Below are 20,160 nucleotides of genomic sequence, written 5' to 3' on the forward strand. Positions count from 1 at the left end.
GCGAGCTATCTGGATTTGAAGCGAGTGGCTGATATGGCGAGAAGCTTTTCGATGCTCAGTTGAGCCGCTTGGAAGGGGAAGGCGCAAGCATGTCTTTTTTACCGATATCGCAGCTGTCAGAATCGCGGAAATCTGCCGGCAGCGGAATTGTCAGCGCATCGACCATGAAATTCGCCAGATCATCAAGGGACGCGAAGTCGAAATCATCAGCTGCAGCCTCAGCATTAGCCTCTGGGGCGTTTTCGGTTTCTTGCTGAATTATGTTCTTCTTCACGGAATTCGGCATGATCATCGACTTTCATCTGCAGCAACAGATTTAGAAAATATGTATTCTGGTATCTTGGCACCACATATAAGGCAACGTACCTGAAATTGCATACGCCAATTGCCGGTATCTTCTTCATCGCCAAAGCGTTTTTGACGGCAATGAACGGTAGAATCTTGCTGGGAGCCGGCAATGGCGAACTCCCAGCAAGATCTTATCTGCCTAGATATTTCTGTTTTCTAAATGTCAGTTCGTGAGTAGGTGCCGTTGCTGTTTGCACCAATGCTCGCCCCCATTATTTCGGGGGTATTTCAGCATCTGCAGTAATTATCGTCGCCACCCGTTTGGGTGAGCCGCTTTCGGAATTGCAGCACTGCGAACAGGAAATCCGGCTCCGGTGCCCGGATGCCCTGTTTTGGCAAAACGGATTGGCCGACAAGCGTGTCATATGCAGCTATGAAGGCAAGTCATCTCTGTTCTTTACCTGACGGTCCGAACGTTGCTGATGACCTTGTGAGCAGCCGCCACACTGTGGCTTGTCTGACAACGACAATGATGCGATTAGGTCTCTTGATGATGAACAACCGTCAAGGGCCTTTTCCTCGGCTTACTCGTGCATGCCCCGCCCAATCGCTCATGCCTTTTTCGTCCGGCTCATGAGTCAAAATCACTGCCGGAGAACGTGATGCCTGCCCTTATCGATATTCTTCCTTTTGTTGTTGCGCTGCTCGCAGCCGGAATATTGGCCGGATTGCTTGCCGGCCTGTTCGGTATCGGCGGCGGTGCCATTCTCGTGCCGATCTTCTTTCATGTCTTTGGGCTGCTCGGTGTGGATGATGCGGTGCGCATGCATCTGGCGTTGGGTACGTCGCTTGCCATCATCGTGCCGACCTCGGTCCGTTCATTCACGGCGCACCGGCAGCGGGGAGCCGTCGATGTCGACCTCCTGAAGGGCTGGGTCATTGCCGTTCCGCTCGGCACCCTTATCGCCACCTTGATCGCCGCCTGGGCGTCGAGCACGGAACTGAGGCTGATCTTCGCGGTGATCGCGCTCGTTCTTGCGCTACGGATGATTTTCAACCGGGCAAGCTGGAAACTCGGCGACGATCTGCCCGAAAACCCGCTGAAATTCATGGTCGGTACCGGCATCGGCATCCTGTCGGGCTTGATGGGGATCGGCGGCGGCGTGTTGAACAATACCTTCATGACGCTTTACGGGCGAACCATCCACCAGGCGGTCGCGACCTCTTCCGGCGTCGGCGTGCTTATCTCTATCCCCGGGCTTGTCGGTTATGTCTGGGGTGGCTGGGGCAAGAGCGGTTTGCCACCGTTTTCGACCGGTTATATCAACTGGTTGGCAGTGGCGCTCCTGATCCCGGTCACGCTCTATACGGCACCTTACGGTGCACGGCTTGCGCATGCGCTGTCCAGGCGCCAGCTGGAGGTCGGGTTCGCGCTATTTCTCGTCTTCGTCGCACTGCAGTTTTTCGCCAGCGTGATTTTCTAGTGTTATGCCGACGTGAGTTGGCTGAGCTGACGCACTCTTCACTTTGAAGCGACCAAAGAATAGGACATCGGTACCTGCGCGGAGCGATCAGCGTAAATGTCGTATTCAGGCTCTCGGTTGCTATGAGGATATTCTTTAAGTTCGACCAGTTTTAAGCCTGCTTGAATGCAGGCGGTTACGATCTCGCCAAGAGGATGGATAAACCAGTAGCTGGGCTCGACGCTGCCGTGGTCCTTGCCATCATAGGTAATAGCTTGGGTAACAACCTGCGGCTCCCTCGCAAAGTAACTGAACCCGGGTTCATGCGGATTTACGCCATGCGGGTTGAAGACTTCGAGGAATGGGTGGGTTTCGTAGATCACGAGTACCGCGTTTTCTTCCATCAAACCTGCGATAATCCGAAAGAACTCTGGAAGGTCGGGCATCCAGCTCAACACACCGATGGTGATGAAAACCAGATCAAAATGCCCCAATCCTTCCGGCAGATCATAAATGTTGGCCTCAAGCAGCTTGATATCCAATCCGGCGGCCTCGGCAAGTTCACGCCCCTGCGCCAAGAAACCTCCGGATTGGTCTATCCCGAGCGCTGGAACGCCACCAAGAGAGGCCAGCGATATCAGCTCCCGCGCGTTGTTGCAGCCGACCTGCACCGCGCGGCGGCCTTCGACATTAAGCCTCTGCAAAATCTCAGTCACCGTGCCATCAAGAACTGAAAAGCCTGGGCGGCCCGCAGCCTCAATGAGCTTTGCCCAACCATCGCCGGATTTATGAAGATGCGCTGATGCTTCCCATGCCGCTTTATTGGCGGATGTGACAGATGCGATGGAGTTCTTGTTCATGGTGCTACCAATCTGCTGTCATAATTTTTGTCGTAATTAAAATGCCTAGAAGCATACCTGCGTTTGATGACGGCAGCATGTTGGGTTCGGGCCGGCTGCCGTCATGGCGCGAAGGCGCCACAAGCGGTCATCGGAAATCAAAAGGCGACTATAATATCGCCCACCTGTCGGTTTTGAAGAAAGACTGCTCGATCCCTCGGCCCAGGACCTTTGGCCAAGCTAAACTTTAACAGCCTCCCGCTTTTCCTTAAGTTGATGTTCTCAGACCGATAGGGAATGTAACAGTTACGTGTCCTGCAATAGACAATTGGACGGACGGAGCTGTCGTCGTATCGCACAAGCGAGAGGGTGATGTCGGAGGCCTTGTGGTCAACCATTTGGCACGGATACTTCGAACACGCGACTTCGCCGTAGATTGGCTCGTGTTGATCTATGAGGATTGCGTAACGAAATACTTTGGCAGGGGCATTCTCTTCGGCGAAAGCGCCACCACCGTTAATGGCTAAGGCAGCGCATAGTAGGATCACGGCGCGAAGCATGTACATGGTCTCCAGTAGGCCGAGTTACTGCTGCTATAGGAGTTTAGCCAAAATATGAAGGGTGCAAAGCCGGACGTCCGCAAAAGGCCTAACAGCATCCAAGGGGTCTCGACTGCTTCGCACCATGGGCGGTCTCAGATCAGTGTTGACGCCTATAAGCTGCAAAGGCAATATCATCCGGAAAAAGCAAGCGTGGGATCAGATGATCATTTTTGCCATCGCCATCGCACTTGCGGAGGTAGTGAACCCGGTTCGAATACTTTCGATCGCTCTTTCTGTGGCGTTGGTTTATTGTTGGGTCACTCCGAATGGGCGCTTTGTAGTCATCACGGCCGTACTCGCCATGATTGCGCTGGTGTTTAGCGTGGCGCAGCGCATGGCGATGGAGATTCCATCAGATATTTTCGAGTTTAGTGTCGTTACTTTCGCAGGTCTCACTGCGAACTGCATTATCTTCACATTGATATTCTGCGGTATTAGAGCATGGGCGGCATTTCGCCGTAGCACGTGGTGAATGCGATCGACCGATTTACCGCATGATGACCACTTCGGGCCGACTGCGGCCATCCGCTTCGCGCCAACTGCGGTCATCAGAATTCGACAATGCGGAGCCATTTTTCGATGGCCGCCGCAAGTGAGGCTGGCGCTTCTAATGGGATCATATGGCCGGTTTTATTGAGGATGGTGAATTCCGAACCTTCAATTCCGTGGTGGAGTTCTTCTAGTTCCGTTCGGGTTCGGAGCTTATCGTCCTCGCCAGCAATGACAAGGCATGGGCATTTGATTCCTGCAAGTGAGGCTCGTTCGTCGTGGCGGTCGATCAAGGACTGTCGACGGAAGACTTCGCCTCCCAGCCGTTGAGCCATCGATTTGATACGATCAATCAAGTCTACTCGATCAGTATTTTCCGGATGCAGGGATGAAGCCACCGCAGTCGTGCTGAGTCCTCTGAAGGATGAGCCATTGGTTTGCCCGGTGATCGCCGCTTTTCGTTGCCGCTGTAGATCAGTGTCACCTCTTGCTGAAGTCGCAACCAGCACAAGAGCGCTTACCCGGTTTGGTGCTTGGCGCACGATCTCACGAGCCACGTAGCCTCCCATCGAGAATCCGACGAGAACGAAAGTCTCTGGGGCCTCTGCCAGCGCTCGCTGAGCCATGTCATGAATTGAGGTGTCCCTCGAAAGGTCCGCGTACGCAATCGGGTGAAAGTCCGCCAAGCCCGGCACGACGTCACGCCAGAGATCGGCATCGAGCATGAAGCCCGGGACGAGAAGCATAGACATGATTTCTCTTGGCCCCACCCATATCCTTTGGCGATGCAACGGTATTAGCCGCGATGAACCCGATTGGCTACCGATGAGATATCCGGGTGCTGAGACCACGTCCGCTTTGGGCCGATAACGGACAACCCCGAACGTCTCCGCATCATCCTAAAATCCCGAACGCAATATTCTTCCATGAAGGGATAGCTTCATGGGAATGCGACCCTATATTGCGGCATCTCCGGGGAACAACTTCCTCGCAATGTCTTCCCATACAAATGCGGTTCCCATGCCTCCCATCATTTCCGTACAGCAACTGACAAAGACCTATGGCAACGGGTTCGAGGCCTTGAAGGGCATCGATCTCGATATCGAGCGCGGCGAGATCCTCGCTTTGCTCGGGCCGAACGGCGCCGGCAAGACGACGCTGATCTCGATCGTCTGCGGTATCGTCAACCCGACCGGCGGCAGGGTGCTGGTCGGCGGGCATGATGTGGTCAAGGATTTTCGCCAGACGCGATCGCTGATCGGTCTCGTACCGCAGGAGCTGACCACCGACCAGTTCGAAACGGTCTGGAACACGGTGAGCTTTTCCCGCGGCGTCTACGGCAAGAAGCCGAACCCGGCGCTGATCGAGAAGATCTTGCGCGAACTGTCCTTGTGGAAGAAGAAGGACAACATGTTGCGCGAACTTTCAGGCGGCATGAAGCGGCGCGTGCTGATCGCCAAGGCGCTGAGCCACGAGCCGGAGGTTCTGTTTCTCGACGAACCGACAGCCGGCGTTGATGTCAGCCTGCGCCGCGACATGTGGGAAGTGGTCAAGCGGCTGCGCGAGGATGGCGTCACCATTATCCTGACCACCCACTATATCGAGGAGGCGGAAGAGATCGCCGACCGGGTAGGGGTCATCAATGGCGGGCAGCTTCTGTTGCTGCAGGAAAAGACCGGCCTGATGAAACAGTTCGGCCGCAAGCAGATGAAACTCGAACTGACCGAGAAGCTGGAAGAGATACCGCCGAGCCTTGCTGCCTTTTCACTTTCGCTCAGTGAAGACGGCATGTCGCTTACGCATGAATACAGCCACGAGGAAAGCCAGGACAACATTGCCTCGCTGCTTTCGGCGCTGACGGCGGCAGGCATTCATTTCCGGGACCTCTCGACCCGGCAAAGCTCGCTGGAGGACATTTTCGTCGCTCTGGTGGAGGAAAAGGCATGAATATCGAAGCGATCAAATCCATCTACTTCTTCGAGATGGCGCGCATGCGCCGCACGCTTTTGCAGAGCGTCATCTCGCCGGTCATCACCACCTCGCTCTATTTCGTCGTTTTCGGCACGGCGATCGGTTCGCGCATCCAGTCGATCGAGGGCGTGTCCTACGGGTCCTTCATCACGCCGGGCCTGATCATGCTGACGCTTCTGACCCAATGCGTGGCGAACGGCTCGATCGGCATCTACTTTCCGAAATTCACCGGCACGATCTACGAGATTCTCTCGGCGCCGGTGGCGATGACGGAGATCCTGATCGGTTATGTCGGTGCAGCCGCCAGCAAGGGGCTGATCATCGGGTTGATTATTCTGGCGACGGCTTCCTTCTTCGTCGATATCCGCATCGCCCATCCGTTCATGATGGTGCTCTTCCTTGTGCTCACCGCGATCACCTTCAGCCTGTTCGGTTTCATCATCGGTGTCTGGGCGAAGAATTTCGAGCAGTTGAACATCGTGCCGATGCTTGTCGTGCCGCCACTGACATTTTTGGGTGGAAGCTTCTATTCGATCGACATGCTGCCGCCATTCTGGCAGGCGGTGAGCCACTTGAACCCGGTTCTTTATCTCGTCAGCGGCTTTCGCTGGAGCTTCTATGAGATCGCCGACGTCAACCCGGTGATCAGCCTGATCATGATCGGCGTTTTCCTCGCTCTGTGCCTGTCGGTGCTCGGCTGGATGTTCAAGACGGGTTATCGGCTGCGCAGCTGATGTGAAGGGGCGGGAGCCCCGGTCCGGTTGACGGCAAGGAGGCAGGCCACTATCGGAGATTTCCGTTAGGGGCCAGCCATGTCATCGTATTCAGAACCAACGTCTTCGGCATCCCGCACGGGCGTTCCGCGCACCGTCTGGATCCTCGGCATCGTCAGCCTGCTGATGGATATCTCATCGGAGATGGTCCAGACGCTCCTGCCTTTCTATCTCGTTTCCTCGCTCGGCGCTTCGGCCGTCACGATCGGCTTCATCGAAGGCCTTTCGGTCGCTATCGCGACGACGACCAAGTTGTTTTCCGGCATAGTTTCGGACTGGGCGAGGAACCGCAAATGGCTGGCGGTCGCGGGATATGGCCTTGGTGCTATCTCCAAGCTTCTGTTTCCTTTCGCCACGTCGACGGGATGGATCGTTACCGCCAAGGCGATCGACCGGGTTGGCAAGGGAATTCGCGGCACGCCGCGCGATGCGCTGATTGCCGATGTGACGCCGCCGCAGATCAGGGGCGCTGCCTTCGGGCTCAGAAAATCGCTCGATACGGTCGGCGGCTTTGTTGGCCCGCTTGCCGCGATCGGCCTCATGGTTGCGCTCGCCAACGATGTCCTGACGATATTCTGGATTGCGGTCGTTCCGGCATTCCTGTCGGTCTTCGTCCTGATGATCGGTATCCGCGAGCCGGAAAGCCCGGTCAGGAAGGCTGGGGGCTCGCTGAAGTTCAGGGATGTCGTGACCCTCAATCGCTCGGTCTGGATCGTCATCATCGCCGCCTCCGCGCTGACCTTTGTACGGTTCAGCGAGGCATTCCTGCTTCTGAAGTCAGAGGAGTCGGGTTTCCAGCCGGCATGGATCCCGATTACCATGGTGATCATGCATGCGGTTTATGGCCTGACGGCCTATCCTGTCGGAAAACTCTCCGATGTCATTGGCCGGACGGGCATTCTTGGCGCAAGCATGGCGGTTCTGGTCGCTGCCTATCTTACGCTCGCCTTCGCAGGCTCGATCGTGGTTTTCCTGATCGGGATCGTATTGTGGGGCTTGCATATGGGATTGTCGCAAGGCCTGCTTGCGACGTTGATAGCAGATGCGGCGCCCGCGCATCTGAAAGGAACCGCTTTCGGCGTGTTCAACCTCGTGACCGGCCTTGCCGTGCTGTTCGGTAACGTTCTCGCAGGCCTTGTCTGGGATATCTATGGTTCGTTCGGGACGTTTTTATCGGGCGCCATCCTGGCATGCATTTCGCTGCCGGTTCTGGTGCTGATCTCCCGTTCAGGATCTCATCGGGTGCGGCTCTAGCGGATTGCCGAATGGAAAGAGCCGCCCGCAAAAGTAAATTGCGGGCGGTTCGGTATCTATTGCACGGATTTCGATTCGAAACCGGTTATCCGAGCGACAGCTGGCGGCGTTCGCCGCGCGCGGCCATGACCGATGCTGCAAGCAGGCTGGCTGCCGCAAGAAGCATCACGACGGACACCGGACCCTGAGTTTCGATCAGGAGGCCGCCGAGAACCGCGCCGCTCGAGATTGCGATCTGGAAGGCCGGGATCACCAGAGCGCCGGCGCTTTCTGCCTCATCCTGCGCATGGCGCACGACGAAACTCTGTACGCTGACCGGGAAGGCGCCAAAGGCGAGGCCCCAGAATGCGATCGCGGTCGCAGCAACGGCAAGCGAGGCGCCGCCAATGGCCAGAACGACGGCCGATGCTGCAACGAGCGTGGTGAACAGGACGATCGACAGGCGCGGGCTGCGTTCCGAAACCATGCCGCCGAGCATGTTGCCGAAAAAGCCAGCAACGCCATAGGCAAGCAGGATCAGCGAGATGGTCTCGACATCAAGCTGCGGCACCCGCTCCAGGAACGGACGAATATAGGTGAAGCCGGCAAAATGGCCCGCGACGAAAAGCAGGATGGTGATAAGGCCGGTGCGGATTGCAGGCCGGCGCATCAGCGCCGCAAGCGTGCCAAGCCCGGCGTGACCGGTCGGCGGCAAAGCGGGCAGGAGCGTCGCCTGGGCGACCAATGCAACGAAGCCGACGGCAGCGGACAGATAGAATGCCGCCCGCCAGCCAAGCGTGTCGCCGATCCAGGCGCCGAGCGGCGCGGCACAGACGGTGGCAAGCGAAACGCCGGCCATGATGATGGCCATCGCGCGCGGCATCCGCGCCGGTGGGACGAGGCGCATGGCAAGTGCTGCTGACATGGCCCAGAAGCCGCCGAGCCCGACGCCGAGAAGGATGCGGGCGGCAAATACCGTATAGATATCGTTGGCGATCGCGGCGAGGAGGCTGGAAATGACCAGAAGTGTCGTCAGCGCCAGGACTGTCCAGCGCCGGTCGATCTTGCGGGTGCCGATGATGACGCCGGGTCCGGCAACTGCGGCGATCACCGCGGTGGTGGTGATCGACTGGCCGGCGACGCCGGTGCCGACGCCAAGATCAGCCGAGAGCGGGGTCAACAGGCTGACGGGAAGGAATTCGGCGGTGACGAGGCCGAACACGCCCAGAGTCAATGAGGCGACTGCGCCCCAACGTGCGACATCATGTTCCGTTCGCGCTGCAGCGTCAGATGATATGGGGGTGCCGTGCATGAGATTCTCCTGAATTGCAGCCTATTTGGCTTTTGTCAGGAATAGGCGTGACGGCCTGGCGTTTCCATGCTAGAAAATCCGATATGCTTGACAGATCGTCCAAATTCTCATCGTCGGCTGGAGCCGATCCCTTGTCGGAAATGCTGCGGGGCCTGCGGCTCGACGGCGTCGAATATGGCCGTTGCCGGCTTGCCGAGCCCTGGGCCACGGTCTTTCCGGCCGAGGAAGCGGCGCGTTTTCATTTCATTTCGTCCGGCAGGGCGTTTCTCAAGGCGCCTTCGGGCGAATGGCTGCAGCTGAATGCCGGAGATGCAGTCATACTGCCGCGCGGTGACGCCCATGTGATAGCGAGTGCTGAGACTGTCGAGCCTCTGCCTTTCGGGCGTTACGGCAAGAAGCAGGTCTGTGAGGGCGTATTCGACATGCAATGCGCCGATGCGCGTTGCGGCACGGTAGCGCTGACCGCGTCGATGCGCTTCAATATAGACAGGTTGCATCCGCTTTTGCAGCTCATGCCTGAAACGATGCTGACCAGCGACCTTGCAACCAGCGAGCCGGCTATTCCGCACCTTCTGGATGCCATGGCGCGCGAGGTGGATATGGATCGGGTCGGTGCCGGCGGCATTCTGGCGCGGCTGGCGGATGTGCTGACGGCAACGATCATCCGCACCTGGGTCGAACACGGCTGCGGCAATACGAATGGCTGGATCGCGGCGGTGCGCAATCCGGAGGTCGGGCGGGTTCTTGCCGCCATTCACCTGGAGCCTGAACGTGACTGGTCGGTGGCCGAACTTGCGCGGCTGATGGGTGCCTCACGTTCCGGTTTTGCCGAGCGGTTTGCCCGCGTCGTCGGAGAAACGCCCGCCCGGTATGTTGCGCTGGTGAGAATGCACCAGGCGCGGCTCTGGCTAAAGCAAGGCATGCGGGTAGCGACGGTGGCCGAAAAACTCGGTTATGATGCCGAAGCCTCGTTCAGCCGCGCCTTCAAGCGCATCATCGGACACCCACCAAGCCATTTTAGAGGCAAGCCGGATGGCGACACGGTCTCTAACGAGATGGTCGAACTGGCCGCGGTGGGGTGAGGGGAAAGACGTGGGAGCCGGCTCCGACCATCGGACGGCGCGAAGAGCTGGAAGCCTGATGGACCGGCGGCGCTTTTCTGGCATGTCGTCACGATGAGACGGCGTGTGCCGGCTTGCCTAATCCCTTAGCCGTAACTCGTCTGTCTGCATGTTGAGCGAACTCAGCGTCGACAGAAAGCTCATGCCAAGCAGGCTTTCGTCCAGCATTCCGTCCTGGGCTACCATGGCACGGACGTTTTTTCGCGAGATCGGGCCGATGGCGATCTCGTCGAGCCTGACGGGGGCAGCCATGGCCGGACCGTTGGCGGTCATTACCCGGACGGTGTAGGCGAGGCCGCCGGTGTCTATCCCGACTGCAGAGGCATCCTCGAAGGAGAGAACCACGCTGCTGGCACCGGTATCCACCAGCATCGGGATGTTTTTTCCGTCGACTGCGACATCGGCCTGGAAATGGCCGCCGAGTGCCTTCTGGATGATGACCTCGTTTCCGTCGCTTCCCGTGACGACGACGGCGCGGCCGGGCATCAGGCCGGCCACCATGCGGCCGGCGAACTGGTTGGCGTCGTTTCTGTAAAGATAGGCGGCAACCAGTCCGAGGATGATGACCAGCCAGATGGCGAGATTGCGTAATGCCTCGTTCATGCCACCGCGGCGACCGGCAAGAATGCCGGCACCAAGCAGGCCGGCAATCGGGACGAGATAGATGAGCTGGCCAAAATCGTTGTTGTCGATGCCGAAAGTCTGGCCCGATGAGTGGTTGAAGACGAGCAGCGCAAGGCCTGCGCCGAGCACGAGAAGCACGAAGGTCAGTCCGTTCATGTGATCTGGCGCTCCTTTGCTATTTTCTGTCGCCGGGTCTCCCGCCGCGGCTTTCGCTCGACCGTTTCCAGCCGGGCGGCAAGCCCGTCCATTATCGAATGCCGCTCGGCATCGGAATAGTCGATCCAGCCGGCAATCTCGTCGCGCGTGCGGCCGCAGCCAAAGCAATAGCCGGTCTTCAGGTCGATCGAACAGACAAGGATGCAGGGCGAAATCATGCAACCTATATCGGAGGTTCAGGCGATCAGGGCAAGGGTCGAAAGAAGCACGATTTCGCTAACCTGTTGTGTGGCGCCGATCGTATCGCCCGTATGGCCGCCAAGCTTGCGGCGGACGAAAGCGGTGAAGAACTGGCCAGCGGCGGCACAGACGAGGATCGCGAAGATAGCAACCGGAATGCCGAGGTGAGAGGCGATGAAGATCAGGCCCATCACGCCGCCGATCAGCAGTGCAAGGTTACGCGAGCCACGTTCGGGTGCGCCGATGGCGACTGCAACGCCGTTTGTTCGGGCAGGCGGGAGCGCACTCCAGTGCCAGATCATTACCGAGCGGCTGAGGCAAGCCGCAGCGAGCATGGAGACTGCCGCAAGGCTGCTGTCGAAACGGGCGAGGGCAGCAAGCGATGCGGCACGTAACGAGAAGGACAAAAGCATTGCAACGACGCCGTAGGAGCCGATACGGCTGTCTTTCATGATCGCGAGCGCATGTTCGCGGTCACGTCCGCCGCCCAGCCCATCGGCTGCATCCGCAAGGCCATCCTCATGCAACGCGCCGGTCAACAGAACCATCAGTGACAGAGCGATCAGGCTTGTCACAAGCGCGTCACCCGTCTGCGACAACGTGTAAAGCACGAGTGCCGGGACGAGTGCGATCAGCACGCCGGCAAGCGGAAATGCCCTGACTGCACGGGAAAACGAGCCGCTTTGACCGAGAAAGAAACGGTCCGGCACGGGGATGCGGCTGAGAAATGCGACCGAGCGGGCTAGGTCGGCGATGAAATCCGTCGCGTTTGGCAGTTGTCGCTCCCGATATAGGCGATTAAGAGATGCGCACACAAAGCGCGATTTGCCGGTGAACACAAGTGCCGGACGATGACGCGCCGGCTAAGACGAGAGAGATTTCGATGAGTTTGAGCGGCCTGCCTTTCGACGATTTTCGTAACCTGATTGCCAACCTGCCGGGACCGGATCCGCGCGCATTGGTGGATGCCCGCGAGCGTGACGCCAAGCTGACAAAGCCGCTCGGAGCGCTTGGAAGGCTTGAGGAAATCGCCTTCTGGCTCGCCGCTTGGACGGGCAGGGCACCTGCGGTTAACCGCCCGCTTGTTGCGATCTTCGCCGGCAATCACGGCGTCACAAGACACGGCATCACGCCCTTTCCGCCGTCCGTGACACAGCAGATGGTGGATAATTTTGCCGCAGGCGGTGCGGCAATCAACCAGATCTGCGTCACTCATGACCTGGGCCTGAAGATCTTCGATCTGGCACTCGATTATCCGACCGGCGACATTGCAACCGAAGCGGCTCTTTCCGAGCGCGATTGCGCTGCGACCATGGCGTTCGGCATGGAAGCGATTGCCGGTGGCACGGATCTCCTCTGCCTCGGTGAAATGGGGATCGGCAACACCACTATCGCTGCAGCCATCCATCTGGCGCTTTATGGTGGCGAGGCCGAAGACTGGGTCGGCCCAGGCACGGGTTCCCATGGCGAGCTGATGGCCCGCAAGATCGCTGTCGTTAAACAGGCGGTCGAGTTCCACAAGGACCATCTCTCCGATCCGCTCGAAATTCTGCGCCGTCTCGGCGGACGCGAGATCGCAGCAATTGCCGGCGCCATTCTGGCAGCCCGCATGGAGAAGATTCCGGTTCTGCTTGACGGCTATGTCGTCACTGCTGCCGCTGCAATTTTGAAGGCGATGAACCCGTCGGCGATCGACCACTGCCTGATCGGTCACGTTTCTGCCGAGCCGGGGCATCTGCGCTCGATTGAAAAGCTCGGCAAGACGCCTCTGTTGGCTCTCGGCATGCGCCTGGGTGAAGGCACTGGCGCGGCACTGGCGGCCGGTATCGTCAAATCTGCGGCCGCCTGCCATACCGGCATGGTGACCTACGAACAGGCAGGTGTGACCAACAAGGCATAAGAGAACGCCAATGGAAAACACGCCGCTCGACAGCACTCTTGGAAAAGCGAGCGGCGTCCGCCGAATCATCGCGGCGACCCGGTATTCGATGCAGGGTCTTGTACGCCTGTGGCGTGAACAAGCCTTCCGGCATGAAGTCTATGCCTTTTGCGCAGGTTTCGCGCTCTTCGCCATCATCGGCGCCGCGGCGATCGATTATTTCATCTTCCTTATTCTGACGCTGCTCCTGTTTTGCGTCGAGGCGCTTAACACGGCGATAGAGGAACTTGTCGACCGTATCTCTCCCGAAATCTCAACGGTCGGGCGCCACGCAAAAGATCTCGGTTCTTTCGCTGTCTTTTGTATGCTGACCGCAAACGGTTTGTTTGTGCTTTACGTTTTGGCCAAGACCTTCTTCCGATTGCATTAGGAAGACGCAATATCGACCTCTTCCGGCTCTGCCAAATTGAGATCACGAGCCCGTGATCACCAGATGCAACTTTTTATAGTGGACGCGCGAATTTCAAAAAATTAGCATTTGTCATGTTTTGGGGATTGCGGGACCTGTCACCTTGACCGATGACACGATCGAAGTTTTTGAATCTGATTTCAAATGGATTGTTCGGGTATGCGAAAACGGAGAAGTGACAGAGCGCGTTTTCAGCATCGCCGAACATGCCCATTCCTGGGCAGCAGGTCAGCGTATACGGATCAAATATCATTCGCAGAGGTTCGCGGACAGGCGCGCCGAATGATGCTCGTGAGCGGTTTGCGGACGAATACGCGGGTGATTATTCTGTAACTAAGCTCAGGCGAAAGAACGCCTACGTTTTTCGATCGCCGGCGCATCGGCAACGGCAGGAATGCTTTGCATCACCCGCGTGGCAGGCAGAATGGCGATGACTTCGGTGCCTTCACGCAGTTTGGAGCGAAGCACGAATTGGCCGTCATGCTTGGCCAGGATGGCCTGAACGATCGGCAGCCCGAGGCCGGTACCCTGCTCGGCACTCTTGATGGCAATCGAGCCCTGTCCGAAGGCTGACAGCACGACGGGAATTTCTTCCTCGGGGATGCCAGGGCCGTTATCCTTGATGGCCACATATTGCCCGCCGCCCGCCGTCCAGCCGACCTTGACCGAGATCTCTCCGCCTTGCTGCGTGAATTTCACCGCATTCGAGAGCAGGTTGAGAATGACCTGTCGGATCGATTTTTCATCTGCCCAGACCTGCGGCATCTCGTTTTCGAAACTGTGGCGAATTGCGATGTTCTTGGCTCGTGCCCGCAACTGAACCATGCCGATGCAGTCTTCTGCCACTTCCAGCAGCGACAGCGTCTCCTCGTTGAGATCATAACGACCGGCTTCGATACGGGACAGATCAAGGATTTCGTTGATCAGGTTGAGAAGATGCTCCCCGGAGCGGTGGATGTCGCCGGCATATTCGCGATATGTGGGGTTCGGCATCGGGCCGAGCACTTCGGAACTCATGACCTCGGAAAAGCCGAGAATGGCATTGAGCGGTGTTCTCAGTTCATGGGACATGGAAGCGAGGAAGCGGGATTTTGCCAGATTGGCTTCCTCCGCCCGGCGCCGCGCCTCGTCCGACATCGATTTTGCCACTTCCAGCTCGGCGATCAGGTCGTCCTTTTCCGACTGGTAGGACATCAGGGTAAGGTTCGAGCGGTAGAGGCGGTCGCAGATGAAATGAAAGAAAACGACGGCGATGGCGCAGATCGCGGTCAAGCCGATGTCGATGAGATCACGCGAGATGGCGACACGAAAGAGGAGTGCCGCAATCACCGGGACGAAGCCGACCAGAACGCCCTGACGCAGCATGAAGCTGCTCATTGCCGTGATGGAAATCGCAAAGAGCAGGACGGCGCCCTTGTAGAAGTAGAAGCTGTCGCCACCGCACGCATCGCAGGATTGAAGCGCAAAAGTCGCCCATCCGACGCCAAGCAGAATCTGCGCAAGAAGCAGCCGCCGGCGCCACTTGGTGGTTTCCGCCGCCGCGATTTCCTTGCGGCTGAAACGTCGGGCGAGCAGAAGGTTGATCGCATGCAGGCTGAGCATCAAAAGCGCCCAGGCAATCAGGTGGGCGCTGGGCGAGATATACATTCCGATCGCGGTGACGAGCGCGATGAAGAGGGGCACGACTGCCGCCGCCTGCAACACCGCATTGACATGCATGGCAAGCATGTCACGGTCGAAGGCCTGGTTGCCGCTATTGGAAAGTTGCAGCCGTTCACGTGTCGCGCGGACGGTCTTGGATACCGCCTTGTTGCGGTGGCCACGCGATCGATCAACGATTATTTTGTCGGTCGAGATACTGACGCCGCTACTCATTGGTTGTGAACTAACTTATTCGGATGATTGAGAGCTTATGTTCCAAACCTTAAGAAGATACTGCCGGGAAAGGTTTTGTTTGCCATTCTCCTGAAGCTTCCGTTTGTAATTGAGACCGGATTGTGACCCGTTTTGCCAAGACCCTGAAGGATGGTCTGTTCCTCGGAGCATTCCTCGTCCTTGCCTCGCTTATCGTCGCCAAGTTGGATCTCAACGGTGACACCCGCATCGACGGTCCGTTCTACGCGATTGACGGCGACACGCTGGCGGCTGGAGCCGAGCGATTGAGGCTGATCGGCATCGATGCTCCGGAGGCGGATCAGTCTTGCGGCGAAGGGCAGAAGGCCTGGGCATGCGGCGATGCAGCGCGCGATGCTCTCGCTAAATTCGCCTCGTCCCCCAGCGTCTATTGCGCGGGTTCCTCCAGGGATCGTTATGGCCGTGTACTTGTGCGCTGTCGGCTGGATGAAACGAATATCAATGCCGAACTCGTGCGCCAGGGGATGGCGGTTGCATCCGGCGATTATCACGCGGAGGAGACCGCCGCGCGGGGAGAGGCCAAAGGGATATGGTCTGGTTCTTTCGAAACACCGCGGGCATGGCGTGCCGCCAAGGGTGCCGCCGCCGAAGATGACGGATCGGCAGGGGCCGACAGCGGCAGCCGGATTGGAAACGGAATCGAGGCGATCTTCGAGCGACTGAAAGGCCTGCTGCCATGGTCGTGACGCAACCGGACCGGATTGCCGATCTTGGCGCGGCCATCGCCGCCTGTCGTATCTGTCGCGATCATCCCGCAAGGGTGGACAATCCGCTTCCCCATGAGCCGCGTCCTGTCGCGACATTGTCGTCGACGGCAAGGCTGTTGATTGCCGGCCAGGCCCCGGGCCTGCGGGTTCACGAAAGCGGACTGCCGTTCGATGATGCATCCGGCAACCGGCTGCGCGACTGGATGGGCGTCTCGCGCGAGGAGTTCTACGATGCGAGCCGGCTGGCGATCGTGCCCATGGGCTTCTGTTTTCCCGGCTACGACGCAAAGGGAAGCGACCTGCCGCCGCGCAAGGAATGTGCGCCCGCATGGCGCACGAGAGTGATGGCGGCAATGCCGCAAATCGACACCATTCTGGTGATCGGTCAATATGCGGCTGCCTGGCATCTGGGCGCTCGCCGGAAGAAAACGACGACGGAGACGGTGAGGAACTGGCGCGACTATTTCTTCGTCAATGACGGGCCGCGCATACTACCGCTGCCGCATCCGAGCTGGCGCAACAGCGGCTGGCTGAAAAGCAACGGCTGGTTCGAGGAAGAGATCCTGCCGGTACTGAGGCAGCATGTGGATAGCTTGATTCGCGGAACAAAATTCGCTTAACTGTGCGAAAATAGGGTGTATAACGAAAAATCATTTCGAAGGGGACAATGATGGACCGTCTTGACCGCAAGATCCTGCGCATTCTGCAGGAAGATTCCACACTCGCAGTGGCGGATCTCGCCAAGAAGGTCGGCCTGTCCACCACGCCCTGCTGGCGCCGTATCCAGAAGATGGAAGAGGACGGCGTCATCCGCCGCCGCGTAGCGCTGCTCGATCCGGGCAAGGTCAATACGAAGGTCACTGTTTTCGTCTCGATCCGCACCGCCAGCCACTCGATCGAATGGCTGAAGCGTTTTTCCGAAGTCGTGGTCGATTTCCCGGAAGTCGTTGAGTTCTACCGCATGAGCGGTGACGTCGATTATCTCCTGCGCGTCGTCGTGCCGGATATTGCCGCCTATGACGCCTTCTACAAGCGCCTGATCGCCAAGATCGAGATCCGTGACGTCTCTTCCGTCTTTGCCATGGAGCAGATCAAATACACGACGGAACTGCCGCTCGACTACATGATGATCGACAACCAGAAGTCTGGCGACGACTGAGCGATCCAACTCGGTTTTGATAATTTTGAGAGCGCTGCAATCCGGATCGGGTTGCGGCGTTTTCGCTTTGACATTCAGACGTTCAGCCGCCGCATGACCTTCTCGCCCGACAATTCTTTGAGCGCGTCCTTGCCGATCCAGCGTGCCGTTTTGTCATTCGATTCTGTGAGTTTTCCCGCAAGGGCGAGAGCCGGCTTGTGGCAGGTGGCATTTCGCTTGCCGATATTGCGCAAGGCCCAGTTGACAGCCTTTTTGACAAAATTGCGCGGGTCGGTGGAGTGTTGTTCGATCAGGCGCAGATAGCCTATCAAGGTCGCGTCCGGCTCCTTCTTCAGATGGACGGATGCTCCGGCGATCATCGCAAAGGCGGTGCGGCGGACGAACTCACGTTCGTCTTCGGCAAACTCTGCGATCAGGTCCTGCCAGAAGGGGACTTCGGTAAAGAGGTCGGCGGCGGCATCGACAATTTCCCAGGAGGCGAAATCATCCGCCCAGGAATGCGCTTCGGCAGATGTGAGCGCCTTCGGGTCGGCGGTGTAAATCGCCACCATCCGCGCTTCGCGAATGCCTGTTTTCCAGAGATCGAGCGCCCGGACGTGATCGCGTTTCACCACACGGGCGATTTTCTGCAGGTCGGGATTGGAGATCCCGAGCGCCGCCTCGGTGGCGATGCCGAAGCGACCCATGCCGGCAATGTTCTCCTCCGACCGCAAGGTACCAAGATGATCGATGATCCCGGGCGTATCGGAGGAGGGGCTGAGCATTGCCTTTGACCTTCTGTGTTACTTCCGTTCGAGACGGGCAAGCAGCGAGGACGTATCCCAACGATTGCCGCCCATGGCCTGTACGTCGCCATAGAACTGGTCGACTAGCGCCGTCAGCGGGAGTTTCGCCCCGTTGCGACGTGCTTCTGTCAGGACGATGTCGAGATCCTTGCGCATCCAGTCGACGGCAAAACCGAAATCGTATTTGCCCTGGTCCATTGTCTTGTGGCGGTTTTCCATCTGCCAAGAACCGGCAGCACCCTTGGAAATGACATCGACGACGGTCTCGATGTCGAGGCCGGACTGCTTGCCGAAATGGATGGCTTCCGACAGGCCCTGGACGATGCCCGCGATGCAGATCTGGTTCATCATCTTTGTAAGCTGGCCGCTTCCGACCGGCCCCATCAAGCCGACCATGCGGGCATAGGCATCGATAACCGGCTTGGCCTTGTCGAAGATCGCCTGTTCGCCGCCGCACATGACGGTGAGCACGCCGTTTTCCGCGCCCGCCTGACCACCGGAGACCGGAGCGTCGATGAAGTGGACGCCGCGTTCTTTCGCAACAGCATCCAGTTCGCGCGCAACCTCGGCACTGGCCGTGGTGTTATCGATCAGGATAGCGCCGGGCTTCATGCTTGAGAGCACACCGTTTTCGCCTGTTGTCACCGAGCGAAGATCGTCGTCATTGCCGACGCAGGTGAAGACGAAATCGGCATCCTTGGCGGCTTCCGCCGGCGTGGCTCCGGTCGTGCCGCCGAATTTCGCTACCCAGTCGGCGGCCTTGGCAGCGGTGCGGTTATAGACGGCAACCTCGTGGCCACCCTTTTGCTTGAGATGTCCCGCCATCGGGAAACCCATGACCCCGAGACCGATGAATGCCACTTTCGCCATGCCGAACCTCCGAACGCTTGTTGTTCCCGATGATTAGAACAAAGCATGGCCGACGGGAAGAACAAAGCAGGCAAAAATGATTTTCCGCAATGCGGTGGAGATTTGCACTTTAGCAGTTTTGCATTCCCATCTGCTTGAATCGGAGAAATGAAATCTCCGATTGCGGTTGTTTTTTAAAATGATGGAATGTCGACCAAGTCGATAGAGTATGGGAGCCTTTTGTCATCGGAGATCTGGTGAGGAAGGGCTCATTCCATGGTGACAGGCAATTTGAACCGTCGACAGACACTTGGCTTGATCGGCGCGGCAGCGGCCACTGCCATTCTGCCCATCGCGGGAAAGGCAAGGGCTGCCGCCAAGGAACTGCGCATCGGCTGGCAGAAGAACGGCGTGCTGGCTCTGGCAAAAAGCCAGGGGGCGCTCGAAAGGCGTTTCGCCGATCGCGGCATCAAGGTGACATGGGCGGAATTCACCTCCGGCCCGCCACTTCTTGAAGCGCTCGGCGCGGGCGCACTCGATTTCGGCCCGACGGGTGACGTGCCGCCGCTATTTGCCCAGGCGGCGCGCGGCAACCTGCTTTATGTCGGTACCTATCGCGGCAGTTCTCAAGGATCGGCCATCCTCGTCCACAAGGATAGCCCGATCCAGTCGATCGCGGATCTGAAGGGCAAGAAGCTGGCCTTCAAGCGCGGCTCCAGCGCCCACAATGTTACGGTCAAGGTTCTGCGCAAGGGCGGACTTTCCCCCAGCGACGTGACGCAGCTCGATCTTGCGCCACCGGATGCGGCAGCCGCCTTCAAGAACGGTTCGATCGACGCCTGGTCGATCTGGGATCCCTATACGGCGATTGCCGAAGCCGACCCGCAGACCCGCGTGCTCACGACGGCGGAAGGCATTGTCGATAGCTGGAGCTATTTCCTCGGCAATGGCGATTTCGCTGCCGAGAACGGCGATCTGATCGTCGAGGTGATCGACGAGCTGAAAAAGGTCGGCGGCACGGCACAGTCGAATTTCGACGAGACGGTGAAGGCGATCGCCTCGATCACCGGCGTGCCAGAAAACGTCACCAAGGTCGTACTGTCGCGCCGTGGGGCGGATCTCGGCGCGGTCTCCACCGTGCCGGATGCGGCGGTCCAGTATCAGCAGGCGCTTGCCGACGAATTCTACGATCTCAAGATCATTCCGCGAAAGCTGGACATTTCCGACATCGTCTGGCGCCCCAAGGCAAGCTGAGCCTGCGTTCGTCACAGACCAACCGAGATCAAG

22 protein-coding genes are annotated in these 20,160 nt (G+C 58.4%); 12 read left to right on the forward strand and 10 right to left on the reverse strand.

Annotated elements, in window-relative coordinates; translation table 11 throughout:
* Positions 1-55: 55 nt before the first annotated feature.
* Positions 56-292 carry a hypothetical protein gene (locus tag HNQ72_RS01195; protein ID WP_183989198.1) on the reverse strand — a complete coding sequence of 79 codons (237 nt, stop codon included), beginning with the start codon at positions 290-292 and terminating at the stop codon, positions 56-58.
* A 658-nt stretch (positions 293-950) separates the two neighbouring features.
* Between HNQ72_RS01195 and HNQ72_RS01200 the strand changes: the two genes are divergently transcribed.
* The gene (locus HNQ72_RS01200) at positions 951-1,772 is read left to right on the forward strand and encodes a sulfite exporter TauE/SafE family protein (RefSeq protein ID WP_183989199.1); all 822 of its coding nucleotides are present in this window, start codon (positions 951-953) and stop codon (positions 1,770-1,772) included.
* A gap of 38 nt (positions 1,773-1,810) precedes the next feature.
* On the opposite strand, the gene HNQ72_RS01205 is transcribed toward HNQ72_RS01200, so the two are convergent.
* Complete coding sequence (locus HNQ72_RS01205) at positions 1,811-2,611, reverse strand: class I SAM-dependent methyltransferase (protein WP_183989200.1); 801 nt, start codon at positions 2,609-2,611, stop codon at positions 1,811-1,813.
* A gap of 741 nt (positions 2,612-3,352) precedes the next feature.
* Between HNQ72_RS01205 and HNQ72_RS01210 the strand changes: the two genes are divergently transcribed.
* Positions 3,353-3,664, forward strand: coding sequence for a hypothetical protein (locus HNQ72_RS01210; RefSeq protein ID WP_183989201.1), 312 nt, complete (start codon positions 3,353-3,355; stop codon positions 3,662-3,664).
* 76 nt (positions 3,665-3,740) lie between these two features.
* Here the strand turns inward: HNQ72_RS01210 and HNQ72_RS01215 are convergent, their stop codons facing one another.
* Complete coding sequence (locus HNQ72_RS01215; RefSeq protein WP_183989202.1) at positions 3,741-4,433, reverse strand: alpha/beta fold hydrolase; 693 nt, start codon at positions 4,431-4,433, stop codon at positions 3,741-3,743.
* A 268-nt stretch (positions 4,434-4,701) separates the two neighbouring features.
* On the opposite strand from HNQ72_RS01215, the gene HNQ72_RS01220 reads away from it, so the two are divergent.
* The 3 genes from HNQ72_RS01220 to HNQ72_RS01230 all read left to right on the forward strand — a co-directional run bounded on the left by HNQ72_RS01220 (position 4,702) and on the right by HNQ72_RS01230 (position 7,679).
* A complete protein-coding gene (locus tag HNQ72_RS01220; protein ID WP_183989203.1) occupies positions 4,702-5,628 on the forward strand; it encodes an ABC transporter ATP-binding protein in 927 nt (308 codons plus the stop codon).
* A complete protein-coding gene (locus HNQ72_RS01225) occupies positions 5,625-6,386 on the forward strand; it encodes an ABC transporter permease (protein WP_183989204.1) in 762 nt (253 codons plus the stop codon). Before HNQ72_RS01220 ends, HNQ72_RS01225 begins: the two co-directional genes overlap by 4 nt.
* A gap of 78 nt (positions 6,387-6,464) precedes the next feature.
* A complete protein-coding gene (locus HNQ72_RS01230; protein ID WP_183989205.1) occupies positions 6,465-7,679 on the forward strand; it encodes an MFS transporter in 1,215 nt (404 codons plus the stop codon).
* A gap of 85 nt (positions 7,680-7,764) precedes the next feature.
* Here the strand turns inward: HNQ72_RS01230 and HNQ72_RS01235 are convergent, their stop codons facing one another.
* The gene (locus HNQ72_RS01235) at positions 7,765-8,970 is read right to left on the reverse strand and encodes an MFS transporter (RefSeq protein WP_183989206.1); all 1,206 of its coding nucleotides are present in this window, start codon (positions 8,968-8,970) and stop codon (positions 7,765-7,767) included.
* Positions 8,971-9,053: 83 nt separating this feature from the next.
* On the opposite strand from HNQ72_RS01235, the gene HNQ72_RS01240 reads away from it, so the two are divergent.
* Positions 9,054-10,052 carry an AraC family transcriptional regulator gene (locus HNQ72_RS01240; protein ID WP_183989207.1) on the forward strand — a complete coding sequence of 333 codons (999 nt, stop codon included), beginning with the start codon at positions 9,054-9,056 and terminating at the stop codon, positions 10,050-10,052.
* A 117-nt stretch (positions 10,053-10,169) separates the two neighbouring features.
* On the opposite strand, the gene HNQ72_RS01245 is transcribed toward HNQ72_RS01240, so the two are convergent.
* The 3 genes from HNQ72_RS01245 to cobS are packed head-to-tail and all read right to left on the reverse strand — an operon-like array spanning position 10,170 to position 11,926.
* Complete coding sequence (locus HNQ72_RS01245) at positions 10,170-10,871, reverse strand: TIGR02281 family clan AA aspartic protease (protein WP_183989208.1); 702 nt, start codon at positions 10,869-10,871, stop codon at positions 10,170-10,172.
* Positions 10,868-11,089: a DUF1289 domain-containing protein gene (locus HNQ72_RS01250; protein ID WP_183989209.1), complete on the reverse strand. Its 222-nt coding sequence runs from the start codon at positions 11,087-11,089 to the stop codon at positions 10,868-10,870. The genes HNQ72_RS01245 and HNQ72_RS01250 overlap by 4 nt, the downstream gene beginning before the upstream one ends.
* Positions 11,090-11,107: 18 nt before the next feature.
* Entirely contained in the window at positions 11,108-11,926 is an 819-nt protein-coding gene (gene cobS / locus HNQ72_RS01255) for an adenosylcobinamide-GDP ribazoletransferase (protein WP_373289344.1), read from the reverse strand.
* Between the two features lie 68 nt (positions 11,927-11,994).
* Here cobS and cobT point away from each other — a divergent pair, with 68 nt between their 5' ends.
* On the forward strand, positions 11,995-13,011 hold the full coding sequence (cobT, locus tag HNQ72_RS01260) for a nicotinate-nucleotide--dimethylbenzimidazole phosphoribosyltransferase (protein WP_148148497.1): 1,017 nt from the start codon (positions 11,995-11,997) through the stop codon (positions 13,009-13,011).
* Positions 13,012-13,021: 10 nt separating this feature from the next.
* Positions 13,022-13,420, forward strand: a complete 399-nt coding sequence (locus tag HNQ72_RS01265; RefSeq protein WP_183989210.1) for a diacylglycerol kinase — start codon at positions 13,022-13,024, stop codon at positions 13,418-13,420.
* Positions 13,421-13,798: 378 nt separating this feature from the next.
* Here the strand turns inward: HNQ72_RS01265 and HNQ72_RS01270 are convergent, their stop codons facing one another.
* Positions 13,799-15,334 (reverse strand): sensor histidine kinase, encoded by a 1,536-nt coding sequence (locus HNQ72_RS01270; protein ID WP_183989211.1) that lies wholly within the window; start codon positions 15,332-15,334, stop codon positions 13,799-13,801.
* 122 nt (positions 15,335-15,456) lie between these two features.
* On the opposite strand from HNQ72_RS01270, the gene HNQ72_RS01275 reads away from it, so the two are divergent.
* From HNQ72_RS01275 to HNQ72_RS01285, 3 genes are read left to right on the forward strand one after another with little or no spacing between them, the layout of a single operon-like run.
* Positions 15,457-16,059, forward strand: coding sequence for a thermonuclease family protein (locus HNQ72_RS01275; RefSeq protein ID WP_183989212.1), 603 nt, complete (start codon positions 15,457-15,459; stop codon positions 16,057-16,059).
* Positions 16,050-16,700, forward strand: a complete 651-nt coding sequence (locus tag HNQ72_RS01280) for a uracil-DNA glycosylase family protein (RefSeq protein ID WP_183989213.1) — start codon at positions 16,050-16,052, stop codon at positions 16,698-16,700. The genes HNQ72_RS01275 and HNQ72_RS01280 overlap by 10 nt, the downstream gene beginning before the upstream one ends.
* A gap of 50 nt (positions 16,701-16,750) precedes the next feature.
* Entirely contained in the window at positions 16,751-17,239 is a 489-nt protein-coding gene (locus HNQ72_RS01285; protein WP_148148515.1) for an Lrp/AsnC family transcriptional regulator, read from the forward strand.
* A 74-nt stretch (positions 17,240-17,313) separates the two neighbouring features.
* Here HNQ72_RS01285 and HNQ72_RS01290 read toward each other — a convergent pair whose 3' ends face one another.
* Entirely contained in the window at positions 17,314-18,003 is a 690-nt protein-coding gene (locus HNQ72_RS01290; protein ID WP_183989214.1) for a DNA alkylation repair protein, read from the reverse strand.
* Between the two features lie 18 nt (positions 18,004-18,021).
* Positions 18,022-18,894, reverse strand: coding sequence for an NAD(P)-dependent oxidoreductase (locus tag HNQ72_RS01295; RefSeq protein WP_183989215.1), 873 nt, complete (start codon positions 18,892-18,894; stop codon positions 18,022-18,024).
* A 255-nt stretch (positions 18,895-19,149) separates the two neighbouring features.
* Here HNQ72_RS01295 and HNQ72_RS01300 point away from each other — a divergent pair, with 255 nt between their 5' ends.
* Entirely contained in the window at positions 19,150-20,127 is a 978-nt protein-coding gene (locus tag HNQ72_RS01300) for an aliphatic sulfonate ABC transporter substrate-binding protein (protein ID WP_183989216.1), read from the forward strand.
* Positions 20,128-20,160: the final 33 nt, after the last annotated feature.

Source organism: Aliirhizobium wenxiniae (assembly GCF_014201355.1).
Taxonomy (GTDB): Bacteria; Pseudomonadota; Alphaproteobacteria; order Rhizobiales; family Rhizobiaceae; genus Neorhizobium; species Neorhizobium wenxiniae.

Coding starts and splice junctions, on each gene's coding strand:
- HNQ72_RS01195 (WP_183989198.1), bottom strand. CDS start 292: ATGATCATGCCGAATTCCGTGAAGAAGAACATAATTCAGCAAGAAACC.
- HNQ72_RS01200 (WP_183989199.1), top strand. CDS start 951: ATGCCTGCCCTTATCGATATTCTTCCTTTTGTTGTTGCGCTGCTCGCA.
- HNQ72_RS01205 (WP_183989200.1), bottom strand. CDS start 2,611: ATGAACAAGAACTCCATCGCATCTGTCACATCCGCCAATAAAGCGGCA.
- HNQ72_RS01210 (WP_183989201.1), top strand. CDS start 3,353: ATGATCATTTTTGCCATCGCCATCGCACTTGCGGAGGTAGTGAACCCG.
- HNQ72_RS01215 (WP_183989202.1), bottom strand. CDS start 4,433: ATGTCTATGCTTCTCGTCCCGGGCTTCATGCTCGATGCCGATCTCTGG.
- HNQ72_RS01220 (WP_183989203.1), top strand. CDS start 4,702: ATGCCTCCCATCATTTCCGTACAGCAACTGACAAAGACCTATGGCAAC.
- HNQ72_RS01225 (WP_183989204.1), top strand. CDS start 5,625: ATGAATATCGAAGCGATCAAATCCATCTACTTCTTCGAGATGGCGCGC.
- HNQ72_RS01230 (WP_183989205.1), top strand. CDS start 6,465: ATGTCATCGTATTCAGAACCAACGTCTTCGGCATCCCGCACGGGCGTT.
- HNQ72_RS01235 (WP_183989206.1), bottom strand. CDS start 8,970: ATGCACGGCACCCCCATATCATCTGACGCTGCAGCGCGAACGGAACAT.
- HNQ72_RS01240 (WP_183989207.1), top strand. CDS start 9,054: ATGCTTGACAGATCGTCCAAATTCTCATCGTCGGCTGGAGCCGATCCC.
- HNQ72_RS01245 (WP_183989208.1), bottom strand. CDS start 10,871: ATGAACGGACTGACCTTCGTGCTTCTCGTGCTCGGCGCAGGCCTTGCG.
- HNQ72_RS01250 (WP_183989209.1), bottom strand. CDS start 11,089: ATGATTTCGCCCTGCATCCTTGTCTGTTCGATCGACCTGAAGACCGGC.
- cobT (WP_148148497.1), top strand. CDS start 11,995: ATGAGTTTGAGCGGCCTGCCTTTCGACGATTTTCGTAACCTGATTGCC.
- HNQ72_RS01265 (WP_183989210.1), top strand. CDS start 13,022: ATGGAAAACACGCCGCTCGACAGCACTCTTGGAAAAGCGAGCGGCGTC.
- HNQ72_RS01270 (WP_183989211.1), bottom strand. CDS start 15,334: ATGAGTAGCGGCGTCAGTATCTCGACCGACAAAATAATCGTTGATCGA.
- HNQ72_RS01280 (WP_183989213.1), top strand. CDS start 16,050: ATGGTCGTGACGCAACCGGACCGGATTGCCGATCTTGGCGCGGCCATC.
- HNQ72_RS01285 (WP_148148515.1), top strand. CDS start 16,751: ATGGACCGTCTTGACCGCAAGATCCTGCGCATTCTGCAGGAAGATTCC.
- HNQ72_RS01290 (WP_183989214.1), bottom strand. CDS start 18,003: ATGCTCAGCCCCTCCTCCGATACGCCCGGGATCATCGATCATCTTGGT.
- HNQ72_RS01295 (WP_183989215.1), bottom strand. CDS start 18,894: ATGGCGAAAGTGGCATTCATCGGTCTCGGGGTCATGGGTTTCCCGATG.
- HNQ72_RS01300 (WP_183989216.1), top strand. CDS start 19,150: ATGGTGACAGGCAATTTGAACCGTCGACAGACACTTGGCTTGATCGGC.